This is a genomic window from Streptomyces gardneri (genome assembly GCF_006539185.1).
In the GTDB taxonomy this organism is placed as follows: domain Bacteria; phylum Actinomycetota; class Actinomycetes; order Streptomycetales; family Streptomycetaceae; genus Streptomyces; species Streptomyces gardneri.
The window spans coordinates 1-21275 of record NZ_BJMN01000089.1; the positions used below are offsets into that span (position 1 = coordinate 1).

General features: G+C 73.0%; 15 protein-coding genes. 7 read left to right on the plus strand and 8 right to left on the minus strand.

Translation table 11 applies throughout. The annotated features are described in order from the left end of the window. Positions 1 to 71: 71 nt before the first annotated feature. Both SGA01_RS39330 and SGA01_RS39335 read left to right on the plus strand, forming a co-directional pair. Entirely contained in the window at positions 72 to 1055 is a 984-nt protein-coding gene (locus SGA01_RS39330; RefSeq protein WP_055641640.1) for a carbohydrate kinase family protein, read from the plus strand. Beyond that, a complete protein-coding gene (locus SGA01_RS39335; protein WP_141303088.1) occupies positions 1052 to 1900 on the plus strand; it encodes a methylmalonyl-CoA mutase family protein in 849 nt (282 codons plus the stop codon). Before SGA01_RS39330 ends, SGA01_RS39335 begins: the two co-directional genes overlap by 4 nt. Before the next feature lie 347 nt (positions 1901 to 2247). On the opposite strand, the gene SGA01_RS39345 is transcribed toward SGA01_RS39335, so the two are convergent. Both SGA01_RS39345 and SGA01_RS39350 read right to left on the minus strand, forming a co-directional pair. Beyond that, positions 2248 to 5034 carry an ATP-binding protein gene (locus tag SGA01_RS39345; protein ID WP_141303090.1) on the minus strand — a complete coding sequence of 929 codons (2787 nt, stop codon included), beginning with the start codon at positions 5032 to 5034 and terminating at the stop codon, positions 2248 to 2250. 132 nt (positions 5035 to 5166) lie between these two features. Beyond that, positions 5167 to 6417, minus strand: a complete 1251-nt coding sequence (locus SGA01_RS39350) for a cytochrome P450 family protein (RefSeq protein WP_229918607.1) — start codon at positions 6415 to 6417, stop codon at positions 5167 to 5169. 359 nt (positions 6418 to 6776) lie between these two features. Between SGA01_RS39350 and SGA01_RS39355 the strand changes: the two genes are divergently transcribed. The 5 genes from SGA01_RS39355 to SGA01_RS39375 all read left to right on the plus strand — a co-directional run bounded on the left by SGA01_RS39355 (position 6777) and on the right by SGA01_RS39375 (position 12840). Then, positions 6777 to 8021: a dTDP-4-dehydro-6-deoxyglucose aminotransferase gene (locus SGA01_RS39355; protein WP_141303092.1), complete on the plus strand. Its 1245-nt coding sequence runs from the start codon at positions 6777 to 6779 to the stop codon at positions 8019 to 8021. Then, complete coding sequence (gene desII, locus SGA01_RS39360; RefSeq protein WP_141303094.1) at positions 8021 to 9478, plus strand: dTDP-4-amino-4,6-dideoxy-D-glucose ammonia-lyase; 1458 nt, start codon at positions 8021 to 8023, stop codon at positions 9476 to 9478. Before SGA01_RS39355 ends, desII begins: the two co-directional genes overlap by 1 nt. A 190-nt stretch (positions 9479 to 9668) precedes the next feature. Then, positions 9669 to 10547 (plus strand): glucose-1-phosphate thymidylyltransferase RfbA, encoded by an 879-nt coding sequence (gene rfbA, locus SGA01_RS39365; protein ID WP_141303096.1) that lies wholly within the window; start codon positions 9669 to 9671, stop codon positions 10545 to 10547. Between the two features lie 143 nt (positions 10548 to 10690). Beyond that, on the plus strand, positions 10691 to 11704 hold the full coding sequence (rfbB, locus tag SGA01_RS39370; protein ID WP_141303098.1) for a dTDP-glucose 4,6-dehydratase: 1014 nt from the start codon (positions 10691 to 10693) through the stop codon (positions 11702 to 11704). Next, positions 11701 to 12840 (plus strand): DegT/DnrJ/EryC1/StrS family aminotransferase, encoded by a 1140-nt coding sequence (locus SGA01_RS39375; RefSeq protein ID WP_141303100.1) that lies wholly within the window; start codon positions 11701 to 11703, stop codon positions 12838 to 12840. The genes rfbB and SGA01_RS39375 overlap by 4 nt, the downstream gene beginning before the upstream one ends. An 89-nt stretch (positions 12841 to 12929) precedes the next feature. On the opposite strand, the gene SGA01_RS39380 is transcribed toward SGA01_RS39375, so the two are convergent. The 6 genes from SGA01_RS39380 to SGA01_RS39405 all read right to left on the minus strand — a co-directional run. Then, on the minus strand, positions 12930 to 15416 hold the full coding sequence (locus SGA01_RS39380; RefSeq protein ID WP_229918605.1) for a beta-glucosidase family protein: 2487 nt from the start codon (positions 15414 to 15416) through the stop codon (positions 12930 to 12932). A 65-nt stretch (positions 15417 to 15481) separates the two neighbouring features. After that, positions 15482 to 16195, minus strand: coding sequence for a class I SAM-dependent DNA methyltransferase (locus SGA01_RS39385; RefSeq protein ID WP_141303102.1), 714 nt, complete (start codon positions 16193 to 16195; stop codon positions 15482 to 15484). A gap of 93 nt (positions 16196 to 16288) precedes the next feature. Further along, positions 16289 to 17569, minus strand: coding sequence for an activator-dependent family glycosyltransferase (locus SGA01_RS39390; protein WP_141303104.1), 1281 nt, complete (start codon positions 17567 to 17569; stop codon positions 16289 to 16291). 152 nt (positions 17570 to 17721) lie between these two features. Further along, positions 17722 to 18945, minus strand: coding sequence for a cytochrome P450 family protein (locus SGA01_RS39395; RefSeq protein ID WP_141303106.1), 1224 nt, complete (start codon positions 18943 to 18945; stop codon positions 17722 to 17724). Next, a complete protein-coding gene (locus SGA01_RS39400; protein ID WP_218037873.1) occupies positions 18927 to 19769 on the minus strand; it encodes a thioesterase II family protein in 843 nt (280 codons plus the stop codon). Before SGA01_RS39400 ends, SGA01_RS39395 begins: the two co-directional genes overlap by 19 nt. Beyond that, positions 19766 to 21275 (minus strand): thioesterase domain-containing protein (locus SGA01_RS39405; protein ID WP_141303108.1); only part of this gene is annotated, 1510 nt, incomplete at its 5' end. The genes SGA01_RS39405 and SGA01_RS39400, both read right to left, overlap by 4 nt.

Genomic DNA, 21275 nt, shown 5'->3' on the forward strand with positions numbered 1-21275 from the left:
CGAGCTGCCGGACTTCACCTGGGAGCGCACCGACCGCGTGGACGCCCTGAAGAAGGCCGCGGGGCTCTGACATGCGCATAGCCGTCACCGGGTCGATCGCCACCGACCACCTGATGACCTTCCCGGGCCGCTTCGCCGAGCAGATCCTGCCGGACCAGCTCGCCCACGTGTCCCTGTCGTTCCTCGTCGACACCCTGGACATCCGGCACGGCGGCGTCGCCGCCAACATCGCGTACGGCCTCGGCCTGCTCGGTCGCCGCCCCGTCCTCGTCGGCGCCGTCGGCAAGGACTTCGACGGGTACGGGCAGCTGCTCCGCGCCGCGGGCGTCGACACCGACTCTGTGCGGGTGTCGGACCGTCAGCACACCGCCCGCTTCATGTGCACCACCGACGAGGACGGCAACCAGCTCGCCTCGTTCTACGCGGGCGCGATGGCCGAGGCGCGCGACATCGACCTGGGCGAGACGGCCGGCCGGCCCGGCGGGATCGACCTCGTCCTCGTCGGCGCGGACGACCCCGAGGCGATGGTGCGGCACACGCGGGTCTGCCGCGAGCTGGGCCTCCGCCGCGCCGCGGACCCCTCGCAGCAGCTCGCCCGGCTGGAGGGCGACAGCGTCCGGGAGCTCGTCGACGGAGCCGAGCTGCTGTTCACGAACGCCTACGAGCGGGCGCTGCTGCTCAGCAAGACCGGCTGGACCGAGCAGGAGGTGCTCGCCCGGGTCGGCACCTGGATCACCACGCTCGGCGCCAAGGGGTGCCGCATCGACACGGCCGACCGGCCGGGGATCGAGAGCGCGGCCGTGCCCGCGACGGACGCCGCGGACCCCACCGGGGGCGGCGACGCGTTCCGTGCGGGCTTCCTCGCGGCGCTGGCCTCCGGCCTGGAGGTCGTCGACGCGGCCCGTGCGGGTGCCGTCATGGCGACCTTCGCCCTGGAGACGGTCGGACCGCAGTCGTACGAGGTCACGCGGGACGGAGTCCACGAGCGGCTCGTCGCCACGTACGGCCCCGAGGCCGCGGTGATCGCCCCCGCCCTCTTCGACGGGGCCCCGTGACGGAGTCGACGCAGGCGGGCCGGACGACGGAGTCCGGCCCGCCCGTCGCACCGGGTCCCGCGAGCCCGTACGACGGGTCCGGGACCGCCAGGGAGTCCAACGCCCGGTACAAGCGGCTGATCGCCGACGGCACGACGGGTCTCACGGTCGCCTTCGACCTGCCGACCCGGATGGGCCGCGACTCGGACACGCCGCACGCCTCGGGCGAGGTCGGCCGGGCGGGGGTGGCGATCGACTCCCTCGACGACATGCGGGTGCTGTTCGCGGGGATCCCGCTGGACACCGTCACGACGTCGATGGCGATCAACGCCCCGGCCGCGCCGCTGCTCCTGCTCTACCAGCTCGTCGCGGAGGAACAGGGCGTTCCCGCCACCGCGCTGACCGGCACGATCCGCAACGACGTGCCGGAGGAGTACGACGCGCGGGGGAGGTACGTCTTCCCGCCGAAGCCCTCGCTGCGGCTGATGGCCGACATGTTCCGCTACTGCCGGGCAGAGCTGCCGCGGTGGACGACCGTCTCGGTCGAGGGAGCGGAGCCGTACGAGCAGCTGCCGGCCGCACCGGGCCTCGAGGAACGCCAGGCCGAACGCCTGGCGAAACTGCGGGCCTGGCGGTGCGGGGACCGCGTCCACCGGACACTCGCGGCCGTCACGGCCGCGGCCGGGGGCGACGACAACGTCCTCCCACCGATGAAGGAGGCCCTGTCCGCCGGGGCCACCGTCGGAGAGGTCTGCGACGCGCTCCGCGAGGCATGGGGTGCGGACGCGCCGGCCGACCCGCGGGTCGGCCGGCGGGTCGAGACCCGTCTCGGCACGGCGGTCGCCACGGCGGTCGGCACCGTCTGATCCGGGCGATCCCGGGGTGCCGCCGGGGTGTCCCCGGGGCGTCCCGGGGTGCTGCACCGGGTGCCCTCGGGTGACCCCGGAGGCCCCAGTGCCCCGGCGGTCTCCGGCGTCCCCGGGTGGCACCGGGCTTCGGGTGGTCCCGGCGGTCCCTGGCGTCCCTGGGCGTCGCACCGGTGGGGTCCCGTCTGGTCCAGGCGGCTTCGGTGTCCCCGGCTGCCGCACCGGGTGCCTCGGGCGGTCCCGGAGGCCCCGGTGGTCTCCGGCGTCCCCCGGTGTCGCATCGGCGGGGCCCCGGCGGGCCCGGTGGCCCCTGCGGTGGATCGCCGCACAAGGACACCGGGGGTGGCTCAGGCCGTGACGGACTTGTCCTGGGCGAGGCTGATCGGGAGGTCTGCTCGGCGGGTCACGTTCAGTTTGCGGTAGACGCGCGTCAGGTGCTGTTCGACCGTGCTCGCGGTGACGCAGAGCCGGCGCGCTATCTGGCGGTTCGTCAATCCTCGGGCGGCCAGGGCCGCGACCCGGCGTTCGGCCTCCGAGAGCAGGCCGACGTCCGGGCCGCCCGGCAGCTCCAGCTCCGTGCTCACCGCCTTCGCCCGGCGGCCGCCGCGGCCCGGCACGATCTCCTCGGCCAGCGGGTACGCGCCACAGGCCCACGCCATGTCGCCGGCGAGCCGCGCCGTCATCCGCGCCCGGTAGTTGTCCCCCTGGGCCTGCTGGTGGCGGCTCATCCCGGCCAGCGCGCGGGCGTGTTCGAGCCGGTCGCCGCTGTCGTGCAGCATGTCGACCGCCTCGGCGTGCAGCCGCTCCGCCTGCTGGCCGTCCGCCGCGGCAGCCAGGACCCGCAGGGTGAGGCCCCGGGTGCGGGAGCGCCCGGGCCGTACCAGGGCGAGCTGGGCCTCGGCCAGCGCCCTGGCCTTCTGGCGGTTGCCGAGCCGCAGGTACACCTCGGCGGCCGAGGTCCGCCAGGGCACGATCGAGGGCTGGTCGAGGTTCCAGCTGCCCAGGATCTCCCCGCAGAGCATGAACTCGCCCAGCGCCGCGTGCAGCCGGCCCGTCGCCAGCCAGTAGCGGCCCCGGGCGTGCATGTACTCCATGCCGTGCCGCGAGTCGAACATCGCGTCCGGCACCGGCTGCCGCAGGACCCGCTCCGCCTGCTCGTACTCGCCGGCCTCCGTGCAGGCGAGCAGCAGCGCGGAGAGGGGCATGCCCACGGCGAGGCCCCAGCTCTCCGGCGCCGCGTGGGAGAGCGCCAGCTCGGCCCGCTCCCGCGCCGTCGGGAGGTCGCCGCAGCGGATCGCGATCATCGCCCGGGTCGCGGCGAAGACCGCCTCCCAGCCGAGCGACCGCCGCTCCACGGCCTCGGCGAGCAGGGCGTCCGACCAGAACAGCGCCCGGTCGAGCCGGTCGGCGTGGACGAGGACCAGGAGGGCGGTCTCCAGGGCCTCGTACGTCTCCTCCGACAGCCGGCAGCCCTGCAGTATCTGTTCGGCCTGTGCGACCGAGGCGTTGTCCGGGCCCCGCTGGAAGACGCCGGCCTGGGCCTGGAGCGCGGTCGTCCGCGGCGCGAGCCGTACGGGGACGGGACCCCGCTCCGGCTCCGGCGTCGCCGGCAGGGACTCCAGGAGCGGCGGGCACAGCGCCGCCAGCCACATCCGGGTGAGCGACAGCTCCAAGGCATCGTTGTCGGAGCTGGGCCGCAGCCGGGACAGCGCGTCGGCGGCCTCGGGCAGCCGCCCGTACCAGACGAGGCAGCGGATCAGGGCCATGACCGGGTGGCTGGGCGGCAGTTCACCGCTCAGGAGCCGGTCGAAGAGCGCGAGGGCCCGGGTCGTCATGTGCGGGTTCATCCGCCAGGAGGCCGCGACCAGGTGCGGGGCGAGGCGGGCCAGCTGGGTGTTGTCGGTGCTCGACCGCACGGCGAACTCGAGGATCCGGAAGGCGTCGTCGAGTCGGTCGTCGAACAGGGCCTGCTGCGCGCCCCGTTCGAGCAGGGGCAGCGCCCAGGGGGCGTCGGGGGCGCCGCCGACCAGCAGATGGCGGGCCACGGTGTCCTCGTCGGCGCCGTCCCGGTGCAGCTGCTCCGCGGCGCGCCGGTGCAGCTCGGTGCGCTCGCCGGCCGGCAGGTCCTGGAGGGCGGCCTCGCGGATCGCGGGCTGCCCCAGGGTGCCGTCCTCGTCCAGGAGTCCGATGGCGGCGAGCTCCTGGATGTGGCGCTCGACGGCGGCGGCGGTCGTCCCCGTGAGCCGCTCCACCAGGAGCGGGTCGGACTGTTCGAGGACCGCGAGCCAGCGGGCGGTCTCCAGCGTGCCCTCGGCGCTGCGGTGCAGGCAGTCGAGGACGGCCTGGGCGAAGGCGTCGCCGTAGACGGGCTCGTCGCCGCCGGCCGCGCCGACGGTGGTGTGGGAGGCCTGGCGGTCCTGGGTCAGCGCCCGCAGGAGCAGCGGGTTCCCGCCGGTCGTCGCGTGGTACGCGGGGGCCCGCCGCTCGGCGGCCTCGGGGCCGTAGTAGTGGGCGAGGAACTGCCGTACCCCGCTGGGGGGGAGCCCGGAGAGCCACATGTTGCGGCAGTGCGGCTGGCGGAGCAACTCGGCGCGGAACACCCGGTATCCGGCACGCTGCGAGGCCCGCTCGGTCATGACGAAGCCGATGCCGCCCTGGTCGTGGTGGGCGGCGCAGTACAGGAGGAACCTCAGGGACGCGGTGTCGGCGTGGGTCAGGTCGTCGACGGCGACGAGGAACGGGGTGCGGCGGGAGACGGAGAGGAGCCAGTCGTGCAAGCGGTGTGTCTCGTCGACGCGGAGCGGCGCGTCGGCGGGGGAGGTGAGGTTTCCGGCCCGCCGCGAGGCGGCGTCCAGCAGGTCGCGGACGGCGGACGTGTCGGCACCGTGTTGTTCGGCGCTGCGCAGTAACTGGCAGAGGACGCCCAGTGGGACGTCGCGGTCACCCGGCAGCGCCCGGACCGACCACACGGGCGTCTCCCGCTCGGCGGCCAGCCGGCGGAGCGACCGCAGCAGCTCCGTCTTCCCGCTGCCGGCCGGTCCGGAGACGAGTAACAGCGTCCCGTCACCTGCGGCGGATGCGTCAAGAACGGCCCTGAGATGGGCTATCTCCCCGTCGCGTTCCACCAGATTCATCGCGGAAGTCCCCCCTCGTCCGGGCGCCGAACCCTTCGTCGTCCTCCATCACTCTAACCAGGTCTTGTTACGGCGAGGGGGGACCGATCCGGGGCTTCCGTGACAAGGAGTCGTAATGGGTGACGTGCGGGTTCAACCGGTACGGCGGCCCGCCTCCCGTCCTCGCCGCCAGCGGATCGGCAGGGCCTTGAGCCCGCGGATCATCGGGTTCGGATACCACACGAGTTCGCCGGGGGAGACGTCCAGGGCGAGGTCCGGGCAGCGTTCGAGAAGGGCGCGGACGGCGATCCGGGCCTCCAACCGGGCCAAGGGGGCGCCGATACAGAAGTGGATGCCGTGGCCGAAGGCGAGATGGCCGGCGGTGTCCCGGCGGATGTCGAAGCGGTGCGGGTCCGGGAAGCGCTCCGGGGTGCGGTGGGCGTCGGCCAGGACGACGAGGACCGTGTCACCGGCCGGGATGACCGTGCCGTCGAGGTCGACGGGCTCGACCGGGAAGCGGTACGTCGCGGACTCCACCGGGCCCTCGTAGCGCAACATCTCCTCCACCGCGCCGTCCAAGAGCGTCATGTCGGCCCGCAGGGCGGCCAGCTGGTCGGGGTGCGAGAGCAGCGCGTGCATGCCGTTGGTGATCAGATTGACCGTGGTCTCGTGCCCCGCGACGAGCAGGATGTGGGCCATGCCGAGCAGCTCCTCGGAGGTCAGCCGGGAGCCGTCCTCGTCACTGGTCCGCACGAGCGCGCTGAGCAGGTCCTCGCCGTCCTGCCCGCGCTTGGAGTCGATGAGCCGGGAGAGATAGCCGCTCATCTCGGCCATGGCGATCTGGGCCTGGGCGGGATCGTCCGGGAAGACGAAGGCGTCGGTCCAGACGCGGAAGGCGGCGCGGTCCGGCTCGGGCACGCCGAGGAGTTCGGAGATCACGGTGATCGGCAGCGGCCAGGCCAGGGCCTCCATCAGATCGGCGCGGCCGTCGGGCGCCGCCAGCATGGCGTCCATGAGCCCGTCGACGATCTCCTGGACCCGGGGCCGCAGCAACTCGACCCGGCGCATGGTGAACTCACGGGCCACCAGCTTGCGCAGCCGGGTGTGCCGCGGCGGGTCGGACTCCAGCATGTTGTGGTTGAGCGCGGCCTCGGCCTCGGTCAGGGGAGTCGTGGAGTTGCGCCAGTCCTTGCTGAACCGGGGATCGGCGAGGACCGCCCGCGCCCGGTCGTAGCCGACGACCAGCCACACCTCGTCCCCCTCGGGGGTGCGCACCCGGTGGGCCGGACCCTCGGCACGCAGTCTCGCGTACGTCGGATACGGATCGGCCGCGAAATCCTGCCCCAGGGCCGCGAGGTCGAGTACCGGGGGAGAAGCGGTCGTTCCCTGCTGGGTACGGCGCACGGAGAACTCCAGACCGGGCCGGAAGCGGAACGGAAACGGGAAGAGGAACGGGACTTCTCACACGTACTCTTCCGCGGAGCGCGCCCCGGCCCTCCCGGCGGCTCGGCTGATTCCCGGATCCTGTCAAGGATCATCACATTCGGGCCGCCGATGGAATACCCCGGAGGCGGATGTGATCCGAAGCACATCGCAACCGTATGGCGTGCTCTTGTCGGTCCGTTCCGCGCGGATTAGAGTCCCCCCGAAATCGACCACCACAATCGACCATCTCGTCGTACGTCACGGTGGAGCGCGGCGACCTCGTTCGGGATTCCCGGATCGGCGAATCATTTCGTGACGGTGGCCCGGAGGGAACATCCGTGAAAAGCGCCTTATCCGACCTCGCATTCTTCGGCGGCCCCGCCGCTTTCGACCAGCCGCTCCTCGTGGGGCGGCCCAACCGCATCGACCGCGCCAGGCTGTACGAGCGGCTCGACCGGGCCCTCGACAGCCAGTGGCTGTCCAACGGCGGCCCGCTCGTCCGCGAGTTCGAGGAGCGCGTCGCCGGGCTCGCCGGGGTCCGGCACGCCGTGGCCACCTGCAACGCCACGGCCGGGCTCCAGCTCCTCGCGCACGCCGCCGGCCTCACCGGCGAAGTGATCATGCCGTCGATGACGTTCGCCGCCACCCCGCACGCGCTGCGCTGGATCGGCCTCACCCCGGTCTTCGCCGACATCGACCCGGACACCGGCAACCTCGACCCGGACCAGGTGGCCGCCGCCGTCACACCCCGCACCTCGGCCGTCGTCGGCGTCCACCTCTGGGGCCGCCCGTGCGCCGCCGACCAGCTGCGGAAGGTCGCCGACGAGCACGGCCTGCGGCTGTACTTCGACGCCGCGCACGCCCTCGGCTGCGCGGTCGACGGCCGGCCCGCCGGCAGCCTCGGCGACGCCGAGGTCTTCAGCTTCCACGCCACCAAGGCCGTCAACGCCTTCGAGGGCGGCGCCGTCGTCACCGACGACGCCGACCTCGCCGCCCGGATCCGCGCTCTCCACAACTTCGGCTTCGGCCTGCCCGGCGGCAGTCCCGCAGGCGGGACCAACGCCAAGATGAGCGAGGCCGCCGCCGCCATGGGCCTCACCTCCCTCGACGCGTTTCCCGAGGTCATCGACCGGAACCGGCGCAACCACGCCGCCTACCGCGAGCACCTCGCGGACATCCCCGGCGTCCTCGTCGCCGACCACGACCGCCACGGCCTCAACAACCACCAGTACGTGATCGTCGAGATCGACGAGGCCACCACCGGCATCCACCGCGACCTCGTCATGGAGGTCCTGAAGGCCGAAGGCGTCCACACCCGCGCCTACTTCTCGCCGGGCTGCCACGAGCTGGAGCCGTACCGCGGGCAGCCGCACGCCCCGCTGCCGCACACCGAACGCCTCGCCGCGCGCGTGCTGTCCCTGCCGACCGGCACCGCCGTCGTCGACGACGACATCCGCCGGGTCGCCGACCTGCTGCGTCTCTGCGCGACCCGCGGCCGCGAACTGACCGCGCGCCACCGCGACACGGCCCCCGCCCCGCTCGCGGCCCCCCAGACATCCACGCCCACGATTGGACGCTCCTGATGACCGCCCCCGCCCTCTCCGCCACCGCCCCGGCCGAACGCTGCGCGCACCCCGGAGCCGATCTGGGGGCGGCGGTCCACGCCGTCGGCCAGACCCTCGCCGCAGGCGGCCTCGTGCCGCCCGACGAGGCCGGAACCACCGCCCGCCACCTCGTCCGGCTCGCCGTGCGCTACGGCAACAGCCCCTTCACCCCGCTGGAGGAGGCCCGCCACGACCTGGGCGTCGACCGGGACGCCTTCCGGCGCCTCCTCGCCCTGTTCGGGCAGGTCCCGGAGCTCCGCACCGCGGTCGAGACCGGCCCCGCCGGGGCGTACTGGAAGAACACCCTGCTCCCGCTCGAGCAGCGCGGCGTCTTCGACGCGGCCCTCGCCAGGAAGCCCGTCTTCCCGTACAGCGTCGGCCTCTACCCCGGCCCGACCTGCATGTTCCGCTGCCACTTCTGCGTCCGCGTGACCGGCGCCCGCTACGACCCGTCCGCCCTCGACGCCGGCAACGCCATGTTCCGGTCGGTCATCGACGAGATACCCGCGGGCAACCCCTCCGCGATGTACTTCTCCGGCGGCCTGGAGCCGCTCACCAACCCCGGCCTCGGGACCCTGGCCGCGCACGCCACCGACCACGGCCTGCGGCCCACCGTCTACACGAACTCCTTCGCGCTCACCGAGCGCACCCTGGAGCGCCAGCCCGGCCTCTGGGGCCTGCACGCCATCCGCACCTCGCTCTACGGCCTCAACGACGAGGAGTACGAGCAGACCACCGGCAAGAAGGCTGCCTTCCGCCGCGTCCGCGAGAACCTGCGCCGCTTCCAGCAGCTGCGCGCCGAGCGCGAGTCGCCGATCAACCTCGGCTTCGCCTACATCGTGCTCCCGGGCCGCGCCTCGCGCCTGCTCGACCTGGTCGACTTCATCGCCGACCTCAACGAGGCCGGGCAGGGCAGGACGATCGACTTCGTCAACATCCGCGAGGACTACAGCGGACGTGACGACGGCAAGCTGCCGCAGGAGGAGCGGGCCGAGCTCCAGGAGGCCCTCAACGCCTTCGAGGAGCGGGTCCGCGAGCGCACCCCCGGACTCCACATCGACTACGGCTACGCCCTGAACAGCCTGCGCACCGGGGCCGACGCCGAACTGCTGCGGATCAAGCCCGCCACCATGCGGCCCACCGCGCACCCGCAGGTCGCGGTGCAGGTCGACCTCCTCGGCGACGTGTACCTGTACCGCGAGGCCGGCTTCCCCGACCTGGACGGCGCGACCCGCTACATCGCCGGCCGCGTGACCCCCGACACCTCCCTCACCGAGGTCGTCAGGGACTTCGTCGAGCGCGGCGGCGAGGTGGCGGCCGTCGACGGCGACGAGTACTTCATGGACGGCTTCGACCAGGTCGTCACCGCCCGCCTGAACCAGCTGGAGCGCGACGCCGCGGACGGCTGGGAGGAGGTCCGCGGCTTCCTGCGCTGACCCGCACCCGCCCCGATCCCCCCGATCCCCCCACGATCCCCCCACCTGAGGGCCCGGCCGTCCGGCCGGGCCCTCGGTGTTTTCCCACCCCCCCAAAGGGGTGGTGACACTCCCCCTGCGCAGCCCCTAGCGCCCCCCTAACTCGCCACGCCAACCGTTATCACCGGCGCCCTGCTGCTAGTTTCCGGGAATGAAGGGAATAGTCCTGGCCGGCGGGAGCGGAACTCGGCTGCATCCGGCGACCTCGGTCATTTCGAAGCAGATTCTTCCGGTCTACAACAAACCGATGATCTACTATCCGCTGTCGGTTCTCATGCTCGGCGGTATTCGCGAGATTCAAATCATCTCGACCCCCCAGCACATCGAACTCTTCCAGTCGCTTCTCGGAAACGGCAGGCACCTGGGAATAGAACTCGACTATGCGGTCCAGAAAGAGCCCGCGGGAATCGCGGACGCACTTCTCGTCGGAGCCGAGCACATCGGCGACGACACCTGCGCCCTGATCCTGGGCGACAACATCTTCCACGGGCCCGGCCTCTACACGCTCCTGCGGGACAGCATCGCGCGCCTCGACGGCTGCGTGCTCTTCGGCTACCCGGTCAAGGACCCCGAGCGGTACGGCGTCGCCGAGGTGGACGCGACGGGCCGGCTGACCGACCTCGTCGAGAAGCCCGTCAAGCCGCGCTCCAACCTCGCCGTCACCGGCCTCTACCTCTACGACGACGACGTCGTCGACATCGCCAAGAACATCCGGCCCTCGCCGCGCGGCGAGCTGGAGATCACCGACGTCAACCGCGTCTACCTGGAGCGGGGCCGGGCCGAACTCGTCAACCTGGGCCGCGGCTTCGCCTGGCTGGACACCGGCACCCACGACTCGCTCCTGCGGGCCGCCCAGTACGTCCAGGTCCTGGAGGAGCGGCAGGGCGTCTGGATCGCGGGCCTCGAGGAGATCGCCTTCCGCATGGGCTTCATCGACGCCGAGGCCTGTCACGGCCTGGGAGAACGCCTCTCCCGCACCGAGTACGGCAGCTATCTGATGGAGATCGCCGGCCGCGAGGGAGCCCCGTGAGAGCACCTCGCGGCCGACGCGTTCCCGCGACAGACAGCGCCACCGACAGCGCCACCGCCAGTGCGACCCACAGCGCGACCCACACCGCGACCGACAGTGCGACCCACACCTCGACCTACAGCGCGACCGAAAGGAAGACGGCAGTGCGGCTTCTGGTGACCGGAGGTGCGGGCTTCATCGGCTCGCACTTCGTGCGGCAGCTCCTCGCCGGGGCGTACCCCGACGTGCCCGCCGATGAGGTGATCGTCCTGGACAGCCTCACCTACGCGGGCAACCGCGCCAACCTCGCCCCGGTGGACGCGGACCCGCGACTGCGCTTCGTCCACGGCGACATCCGCGACGCCGACCTCCTCGCCCGGGAACTGCGCGGGGTGGACGCCGTCGTCCACTTCGCGGCCGAGAGCCACGTGGACCGCTCCATCGCGGGCGCGTCCGTGTTCACCGAGACCAACGTGCAGGGCACCCAGACCCTGCTCCAGTGCGCCGTCGACGCCGGCGTCGGCCGCGTCGTGCACGTCTCCACCGACGAGGTGTACGGGTCGATCGACTCCGGCTCCTGGACCGAGAGCAGCCCGCTGGAGCCCAACTCCCCCTATGCGGCCTCCAAGGCCGGCTCCGACCTCGTCGCCCGCGCCTACCACCGGACGTACGGCCTCGACGTACGGATCACCCGCTGCTGCAACAACTACGGGCCGTACCAGCACCCCGAGAAGCTCATCCCGCTCTTCGTGACGAACCTCCTCGACGGCGGGACGCTCCCGCTGTACGGCGACGGCGCGAACGTCCGCGAATGGGTGCACACCGACGACCACTGCCGGGGCATCGCGCTCGTCCTCGCGGGCGGCCGGGCCGGCGAGATCTACCACATCGGCGGCGGCCTGGAGCTGACCAACCGCGAACTCACCGGCATCCTCCTGGACTCGCTCGGCGCCGACTGGTCGTCGGTCCGGAAGGTCGCCGACCGCAAGGGCCACGACCTGCGCTACTCCCTCGACGGCGGGAAGATCGAGCGCGAACTCGGCTACCGCCCGCAGGTCTCCTTCGCGGACGGCCTCGCGCGGACCGTCCGCTGGTACCGGGAGAACCGCGACTGGTGGGAGCCGCTCAAGGCGACCGCCCCGCAGCCGCCCGCCACCGCCGTGGAGGTGTCCGCGTGACCAGCCGCGCCGAGACCCCCCGCGTCCCCTTCCTCGACCTCAAGGCCGCCTACGAGGAGCTGCGCCCGGAGACCGACGCCGCCGTCGCCCGCGTACTCGACTCGGGGCGCTACCTCCTCGGACCCGAACTCGAAGGCTTCGAGGCCGAGTTCGCCGCGTACTGCGAGACGGACCACGCCGTCGGCGTGAACAGCGGCATGGACGCCCTCCAGCTCGCGCTCCGCGGCCTCGGCATCGGACCCGGGGACGAGGTGATCGTCCCCTCGCACACGTACATCGCCAGCTGGCTCGCGGTGTCCGCCACCGGCGCGACCCCCGTGCCCGTCGAGCCGCACGAGGACCACCCCACCCTGGACCCGCTGCTCGTCGAGAAGGCGATCACCCCCCGCACCCGGGCGCTCCTCCCCGTCCACCTCTACGGGCACCCCGCCGACATGGACGCCCTCCGCGAGCTGGCGGACCGGCACGGCCTGCACATCGTCGAGGACGCCGCGCAGGCGCACGGCGCCCGCTACCGGGGCCGGCGGATCGGCGCCGGGTCGTCGGTGGCCGCGTTCAGCTTCTACCCGGGCAAGAACCTCGGCTGCTTCGGCGACGGCGGCGCCGTCGTGACCGGCGACCCCGAGCTCGCCGAACGGCTCCGGATGCTCCGCAACTACGGCTCGCGGCAGAAGTACAGCCACGAGATGAAGGGCACCAACTCCCGCCTGGACGAGATGCAGGCCGCCGTCCTGCGGATCCGGCTCGCCCACCTGGACAGCTGGAACGGCCGCAGGTCGGCGCTGGCCGCCGAGTACCTCTCCGGGCTCGCCGGGCTGCCCGGCCTCGGCCTGCCGGTGACCGCGCCCGACACCGACCCGGTCTGGCACCTCTTCACCGTGCGCACCGAGCGCCGCGACGAGCTGCGCAGCCACCTCGACGCCCGCGGCATCGACACCCTCACGCACTACCCGGTACCGGTGCACCTCTCGCCCGCCTACGCGGGCGAGGCACCGCCGGAGGGCTCGCTCCCGCGGGCCGAGAGTTTCGCGCGGCAGGTCCTCAGCCTGCCGATCGGCCCGCACCTGGAGCGCTTGCAGGCGCTGCGGGTGATCGACGCCGTGCGCGAATGGGCCGAGCGGGTCGACCAGGCCTAGTCAGGTGGTCCGGTAGACCGAGCGGCCGAAAGAGGCGGTGCCCGCCACCCTCCCGGGTGGCGGGCACCGCCGCTTTCATCGGCGTCACGTCACCAGACGTTGACCGTGGCGCTGCCCCGCAGGTCGGCGGAGGACGAACCGGTCTGCAGGAGACGGTTGCCCGTTCCCGTCTTCCAGCAGTCCGCCGCGGCGTCCCAGAACTGCAGCTGACGGCGGTCGACGTTGATCGTCACCGTCTTCGTCTCGCCCGCGGCGAGCGAGACCTTCGTGTAGCCCACGAGCTTCTTCTTCGCCTGCGGAGCCGTCACGTTCGGGCTGGCACCGAGGTACGCCTGGACGACCTCCTGGCCCGCGCGCTGCCCGCTGTTGCGGACCGTGACCGTGACCTTCAGACCGCCCGTGGACGTACGCACGACGGTCGGGGCGCTCTGCGTGAACGAGGTGTACGACAGGCCGTGCCCGAACGGGAACAGCGGCTTGACGTTCTCCTTGTCGAACCAGCGGTACCCGACGTGGATGCCCTCGCGGTACGTCTGCTGGTTGTCGACGCCCGGGTAGCTGGTCGGGTCGCCGGCGACCGCGTGCTGGTTCTCGGCGGCCGGGAAGCTCTGCGTGAGCTTGCCGCTCGGGTTGACGTCACCGTAGAGCAGCGAGGCGGTGGCCTCGGCGCCCGCCTGGCCCGGGTACCACATGTCCAGGACCGCGCGGGTCTTGGACAGCCACGGCATCAGCACCGACGAACCGGTGTTGAGGACCACGATCGTGTTCGGGTTGGCGTCCGCGACGGCCGAGATCAGCTTGTCCTGCGTACCCGGCAGCGACAGGTTCGGACGGTCGACGCCCTCGGTGCCGTCGTCGTAGGCGAAGACGACGGCCGTACGGGCCTTCTTCGCCGCCTCCACGGCCTTCGCGATCGTCGCGTCGGCCGCCTCCGGCGTCACCCAGCCCAGCTCCAGGGAGAGCGGGGTGGCACTCATCGCGAAGCCCGAGATCGTGAGCTTGTGCGTGCCCTTGGTCAGCTTGAGGAGCGGGCTGCTCACCTTGCCGTAGACCTGGCCGGCCTCAATGGTGTGGCTGCCGAGCTGCACCGTGGCGTAACCACCGGTGGCACGGACCGCGATGCGGTACTCGCCGTCGGCGGGCACGGTCAGCGTGCCGTCGTACAGCGCCCCCGCCTTGCCCGGCTCGAGCTGGTGGCCCTGGTTGAACGCCGGGCTGAGGTTCCCCGCCGGGATCTGCGTCCCGAAGGTCTCCTCACCCGTCTCGTACGTCACCGTCGCACCCGCGCCCGCGCGGGCCCGGATGGTGTCGAGCGGCGCCGCCGCCGAGTCCGGGACGACGTGGGCGCTGCCCAGGCCGGTGACCTTGGGGTCGACGGCGGTCGGGCCGATGACCGCGATGCTCTTGCCGGCGTCACCGGCGAGCGGCAGGGCCTGGCCCTCGTTGCGCAGGAGCACCGCGCCGTTCTCGGCGACCTTGCGGGACACCGCCTGGGCACCCGCCTTGTCGCGCTCGGGCCGCGGCGCCGGGGTGGCCGCCAGCAGACCGAACTTCTCCATCTGGCCGACGATGCGCTCCGCCGACTGCGTCACGGCCGACTCGGGGATCGTGCCGTTCAGGACGGCCTGCTTCAGCGCGTCACCGAAGAACTTGGCCGGCGGCGAGGGCTCGCCCTTCGGGACGTCGCCGGGGAGCTCGACACCCATCTCCTGGTCGAGGCCCTTGGTGATGGCGTCGGTGCCCGGGGTGGCGAGCCAGTCGGACATCACCCAGCCCTGGAAGCCCCACTGCGTGCGCAGCACGTTGTTGAGGAGCTCGTCGTTGCCGCAGGACGGCTTCCCGTTGAGGCCGTTGTAGGCACACATGAAGGAGGCCGCGCCGGCCTTGGAGGACGCCTCGAACGCCGGGAACTCGATCTCGCGGAGCGTCTGCTCGTCGACCGTGGCGTTGACGCTGAAGCGGTTGTTCTCCTGGTTGTTGGCCGCGAAGTGCTTGGCCGTGGTCATCAGACCCGCACCCTGGATGCCCTTGATCTGGGCGACCGCGGTGCGCGAGGAGACCAGGGGGTCCTCGCTGAAGGTCTCGTAGTTCCGGCCGCCGTGCGGCACCCGGATGTTGTTCATCATCGGGCCCAGGACCATGTCCTGGTTGAGCGCGCGTCCGTCGCGGCCCATGACCTTGCCGTAGCTGTCGGCCATGGTGTCGTCGAAGGTGCTGGCCAGGGCGACCGGCGCGGGCAGCGCCGTGGCGGTCCTGCCCACCAGGCGGATGCCGTTCGGGCCGTCGGCGGCACGCAGCTCCGGGATGCCCAGACGCGGCACGCCGGGAAGGTAGCCGACGTTCTGCCGGTCGGGGTCCAGCGCCCAGTGAACGAAGCTGATCTTCTCGTCGAGCGTCATCTGGGCGACGAGCTCCGCCGCCCGGCTCGTGTACTGGACGTTGGCCGTGTCGGCGGCGCCGGGAGCGGCGGCCGCCACGGTAGTGCCCGCCAGCAGGGTGCCGACGACGGCCAGGGTGAAGGCCCTGGGCGTGGTGCGGCCGCGGCGGACACGCGGTATTCGGGTCTTACCTGTCACGGTTCGTTTCTCTCTCTTTGCTTGGTGCACCCGGGACGTCCCGCCCCGGGGGGTCTTGGGGGTGCTCAGGCGGGGACGCCGACGAAGAGGCCACGGCCCGACGGGCCGCCCTCCAGGTACTCGACGCGAAGCCCGGCGGCCGTGAACGCGGCCTCGTACTCCGCCTGGTGGAAGAGGGTGATGAGGTGGACGTCGGAGAAGTGCCGCACGCCCTTGCCCGGGTCGGCCACGGTGAAGTGCACCTCCATGCGCGTCGCGTTCCCCTCCCGCACCGAGTGCGAGACACGGGCCACGGTGCGCCCGTCACGGCGGACGACGTCGGCGCTGACCCAGCCGTCGGCGAAGGTCTCCGGGAACCACCACGGCTCGACGACGACGACGCCACCGGGCTCCAGGTGCTCCGCGAACGAGGCGACGGCCGCGTCGAGTTCCTCGGTCGTCTTCAGGTAGCCGACGGAGCTGAACATGCTGACCACGGCGGAGAACTTCCGGCCGAGCCGGAAGTCCCGCATGTCGCCCTGGTGGAGCGTGGCGTCGGGCAGCCGCTTGCGGGCGTGGGTGAGCATGTCCTCGGACAGCTCCAGGCCGGCGGTGTCGCCGAACTCCTTGGTGAAGTGCTCCAGATGCGTGCCCGTGCCGCAGGCCACGTCCAGGAGCGAGGAGGCCTCGGGGGTGCGGGAGCGCACCAGGTCGGCGATGTCGGAGGCCTCGGCGGCGTAGTCCTTGCCGCGACCCAGGTAGAAGAGGTCGTAGACGTCGGCGTGGTCGACTTCGTACACGGTGCTCCTGCTTTCGGTCTTTCGGAGGGTGGGCCGGGGGCGTCCCCCGGCGCAGATCAGGGATGAGGCCTGGGGCCTGGCGAGGGGTGGGGCTCAGTGCCGGGCGTCGGCCGGCGGGCGGCGGTGCTGCGCGGCGAGCCGCTCCAGCTCGGGGACGATCCCGGCCGGGGTGGGGTCGCCGAAGGTCTCCTCGCGCAGCCGGTGCGCGGCGGTGGCGACCGAGGGGTCGTCGAGGATGCGGACGACGGCGTCCCGCACGGCCTGCGGCGTGAGCTCGGCCGGCGGCAGGAAGAAGCCCGCCCCCTGCTCGGCGACGGCCCGCGCCTTGACCGGCGCGTCCCACAGCTCGGCGAGCATGACCTGCGGCACCGCGTTGATCACGGCGGTCGCGTAGGTGCCCGCCCCGCCGTGGTGGATGATCGCCGAGCAGCTCGGCAGGAGCGCGTGCATCGGCACGAAGTCCGTGAACCGGGTGTGCTTCGGGTAGTTGCGGATCTCGGCGCGCTGACTCGCGTCGAGCGTGGCGACGAGCTCGATGTCGAGGTCGGCGAGCGCCTCCAGGATGTCGCCCTGCGAGACGCCGTCGCCGCCGAGGACCTCACGCGCGGAGACGCCGAGGGTCAGGCAGACCCGGGGCCGCGCGGGCGGCTCACTCAGCCAGTCCGGCACGACCGACGTGCCGTTGTACGGAACATAGCGCATCCCGACGGTCGGCAGTCCCGTGTCGAGGCGCAGGCTCGGCGGGGTCGGGTCGATCGTGAACTGGCCGGTGAGCAGCTCCTCTTCGAAGGAGGCGCCGTACCGGTCGAGCGTCCACGTCAGCCACTCCGCCGTGGGGTCCTCGCGATGCTCGGGCGGCTGCTGGTCCCGCAGCGCGACGAACTTGCGACGGGCGCTGCCCATCACGTCGGGCCCCCACAGGACCCGGGCGTGCGCGGCACCGGTGACCTGGGCGGCGACGGCGCCCGCGTAGGTCGTCGGCTCCCACAGCACCAGGTCCGGCTGCCAGGACCGGGCGAAGTCGACGAGGTCGTCGACCATCGAGTCGTTGTTGGCGAGCAGATAGAAGTACGGGGCGAGGATCGCCTCGATGCCGAGGGCGTGGTCCCAGTCCAGCGGCTCGGGACGGGCCTCGTCGAAGGCGATCGCCGGATGGTTCGGGCGCGGCTCGCCCGCCATCCGCACCCGGTACTCGTGGATGAGGTGGTCGGTGCCGACCGGCACCGCGGCGAGCCCGGACCCGGTGATGGTGTCCGTGAGCGCGGGCTGGCTGGCGACCCGCACCTCGTGCCCGGCGGCGAGCAGCGCCCAGGCCAGGGGCACCAGGCCGTAGTAGTGCGTGTGATGTGCGAACGAGGTCAGCAGGACGCGCATGGCGTCGTGTCCTTCCTTGCCGGTGGAGGGGCGGGATGGGGCGGACGGGGGCCGGACGGGGACGCACGGGACGGTCTGAGCCGTCCGCCTGGTCCGAGCCGTCCGGGCCGTCCGAAGGGGGCCGAGCGGACCGGGGCCGGGGCCCCGGTGTCTCAGGAGCTGCTGACCGGGACGCTCAGCGGCCCGCGGCCGACAGGCGCGCGGCGGGGGCGGAGCACGTCCCCCGCCTGCCGCAGCCCGGGGAAACGCCCGGCCAGGGTCCGCAGCGCGACCTCCGCCTGGAGCCGGACCAGGGACGCCACCGGGCCGTACGGACCGGCGGGGTGCAGCGCGAGGTGCGCGGCGGCGTCGGGGCGCGCGAGGTCGAAGCGCTCCGGGTCCGTGAAGACCTCCGGGTCCCGGCCGGTCGCGGCGGTGAGAACGACGACATGCGCCCCGGCCGGCAGCCGCCGGCCCGCCAGCTCCGTCCCCACGCGGACCACCCGGGCGTCGAGCTGCACCGGCGGGTCGTAGCGGAGGGTCTCCTCCACCGCGGCCGCCGCGAGCCCGGGCCGGGCGCACAGCTCCCGCCACTGCTCGGGGTGCGCGAGGAGCGCGAGCACGGCGTTCCCGGTGAGCTGGACGGCGGCGGTGACCCCGAGCGCCGACAGCAGGGCCCCGGGGGAGTCGTCCGAGTCGGCGAGCAGCGCCGTGAGCTCGGCCAGCGCGCCGTCCGCCGCCCGTACCGTCCGCAGGGACTGCGGGGCCAGCAGGCTGTCGGACAGCGGCCGGAGCCGCTCCAGCAGATCCGCGAAGTCCGCGCGCCGGTCCGCGGGAACACCCAGCACGGCGGCGGCAGCGGCCGTCACCGCCGGGCGGACGAAACCGCCCAGCAGCTCGAAGGCGTACGACGCCGACGGGTCCGGCGCGAGACCCTCCAGGGTCTCCCGGTGGATCCCCTCGACCACGCCACGCTGCCCGGACTCCGGCACGTCACCGGCCGCAGGCAGCGCCTGCTCGCGCTCCAGCGGGCAGCCCTCCCCGTACGAGAGGACCTGCTGCGGCACCGGGGCGCCGTCGGCGCCGGAGACCCCGAAGTCCGTCGAGCAGAGGATGCTCGCCGCCAGGGCGTGATCGGCGGTGACCCAGCTGCCCGTAGGGCTGAAGGAGAGCGCGCCGCGGGCACGCACCCGCTCGTACGCGGGATACGGGTCGTCCGCCTGGCCGCGCAGCACGGTGGCGTACGGGTCGCCGTTCGCGGCGTGGATCCAGTGGATGCCGCGGGTCTCCAGGAGGTGGGTGCCGAGTTCACGGTCGGCCACCGCGCGGACGGTGCGGCCCAGCGGGGGCTGCGTGAGGGCCCCCGTCAGGTCGTCGGTCACCGTGGGTTCTGCCATCTCTTCGCCGCTCCTTCGATAAGGCTGGTCGGGGGCTGCACGACGCGGGCATCGGGCGCGCCGCGGGTGACGAGCAGGTGGTCGGAGATGTCGTTGCAGATCTCGTGCCACTGGTCGTTGAGGTAGAAGTGGCCGCCGGAGTACGCCCGGAGGCAGAACGGCCCGCTGGTGTGCCGACGCCACTCGGCCACCTCGTTCAGCGGCGCCTTCGGGTCACGGTCGCCGGCCAGGGCCATCACCGGGCAGGTGAGCTTGGCGGACGGCCGGTGCTGATACGTCTCCGCCGCCTTGTAGTCGCTGCGCAGCGCGGGCAGCACCAGCCGCAGCAGCTCGTCGTCCTGGAGGAACCGCTCGTCGGTGCCGCTGAGCCGCCGGATCTCGGCCAGGAACGCCCGGTCGTCCAGCTGGTGGACGAGCCGGTCCGGCGCCAGCGACGGGGCGCGCCGACCGGAGACGTACAGGCCCTCGGGCCGTACCCCGTGCCGCTGTTCGAGGATGCGGGCCGTCTCGAAGGCGACGGAGGCGCCGAGGCTGTGCCCGAAGAAGGCCAGCCGGCCCTCCTGCCACCAGGGTTCGGTGGCCGCGACCACATGCTCGGCGAGCTCCTCGACGCTCTCCAGGCACGGCTCGGCACGCCGGTCCTGACGGCCCGGATACTGCACCGACAGGGCCTCGACGGAGGGGTGGAGCTCCTCCGAGAAGCGGAAGAAAAAGCTGGCGGAACCGCCGGCGTGCGGCAGGCAGACCAGCCGTACCGCGCTGTTCGGCGCGGGGTGGAAGCGCCGGATCCACAGTCCGCTGTCCACGTTCAGAGGTCTGGTCACTTGCCCGCCCCCTCGATGCCGTCGAGCCAGGAGAGGACGGCCTCGGCGACGGCGGGCGCGTGGTCCCGCATCATCGTGAAGTGGTCACCGGGCACGTCCGCGACGGTGTGCGGAAGGTCCCAGTGGGCACGCCAGTCGCCCCGCTCCTCCTGCCAGTCGCCCAGCGGTTCGGAGGCACGGACCAGGAGCACGGGCGCGCTGCTGCGGCCCGGCCGCGGGCCGGCGAGGAACCGCGCGTACCGGCCCATGGCCAGCAGCCGCGCATCGGACATCGGCTCGAGCTCGCCCGCGAACAGGCCCTCGCCCAGCTGCCTGCTCCACACCTCGATGGGCTCCTGATGGCCCGGCGGATAGGGGTCGACCAGGACGATCCCGGCCGGCGGCGCGCCGTGCGCCCGCTCCAGGCGGAAGGCCAGCTCGTGCGCGAGCAGGGCGCCGCCGGAGTGCCCGAGCAGGACGACCGGGGCGTCCCCGGCGGCCCGGAGGATCGCCCGGGCCTGGGCGTCGAGCGCGGTGTCGAGATCGGCCGGGAGGAGGGCGGAGCCGGTGCCCGTACCCGTGCCGTAGCCGGGAAGGGGGACGGCGAGGAAGTCCCGCTCCTCCTGGAAGGAGGTGCTGAGCCGCAGGAACTCGTGCGGGCCGCCGTTCGCCGCGGTGCCGGTGCAGCCGACGAGGACGGCACGGCCTTCCGCCCGGTCCGTCGGACCGCCGGCGAGCAGCACCGGGTCGAGCCGCTCCGAGCAGGCCTCGGGCGAGGCGAACTGCGGCCGGAACGCGGAGGCTTCGGCGAGGACGTCGAGGAACTCGCCGTACCGGTCGTCCTCCACGGCCTGCCGGAACAGGGCGCGGAACATCCCGGCGCCGGCGCCGGTGTCGGCCTCGGAGCGGGCCCCCGCCGGAGCGGCGGCCTTCTCCTCCTCCGCCTGGTCGTGATCGGACGGTTCGGCGACGGCCCAGTTCCGCTCGGCCAGCTCGTCGCTGATGCGCTCGGCGAGCGCGACGGGCGTCGGGTGCTCGAACACGACGGTGGGCGGCAGCTGGAGACCGGTCAGCCGGTTGACGCGGTTGCGGAAGTCGACGGCGGTCAGCGAGTCGAAGCCGATCTCCCGCAGCGGCCGGTCGACGGGAACCTCCTCGGGCGAGTCGCACCGGAGCACGGAGGCCGCCTGCCGCATCACCATCGCGAGGACGGCGCTGCGCCGGCCCTCCTCGTCGAGGTCCTCGGCACCCGGGCCCCACGCGAGCCCCGTCTCGGCGACGGCCTCGCGCCCGGAATCGGTGTGCGCGGGCGCCTCGCCGGGACCCGCGGGGCTGATCCAGTACGAGCGGTGCTGGAAGGCGTACGTCGGAAGGTCGGGGACGGCGGGGCTGAGGGCGCCCGTGGCGGGGAGGAGAGAGGCCCAGTCGATGGTGAGGCCGTTGGCCCAGGCTTCGGCGAGCGAGGTGACCAGACGCTCCTGGCCTCCCTGTTCGCGGCGCAGGGTGGCCAGGCCGGTGACCTTGCCC

Bases quoted from the DNA above. Each gene is read 5' to 3' on its own strand.
- SGA01_RS39330 (WP_055641640.1), top strand. From the start codon at position 72: ATGCGCATAGCCGTCACCGGGTCGATCGCCACCGACCACCTGATGACC.
- SGA01_RS39345 (WP_141303090.1), bottom strand. From the start codon at position 5,034: ATGAATCTGGTGGAACGCGACGGGGAGATAGCCCATCTCAGGGCCGTT.
- desII (WP_141303094.1), top strand. From the start codon at position 8,021: ATGACCGCCCCCGCCCTCTCCGCCACCGCCCCGGCCGAACGCTGCGCG.
- rfbA (WP_141303096.1), top strand. From the start codon at position 9,669: ATGAAGGGAATAGTCCTGGCCGGCGGGAGCGGAACTCGGCTGCATCCG.
- SGA01_RS39390 (WP_141303104.1), bottom strand. From the start codon at position 17,569: ATGCGCGTCCTGCTGACCTCGTTCGCACATCACACGCACTACTACGGC.
- SGA01_RS39395 (WP_141303106.1), bottom strand. From the start codon at position 18,945: ATGGCAGAACCCACGGTGACCGACGACCTGACGGGGGCCCTCACGCAG.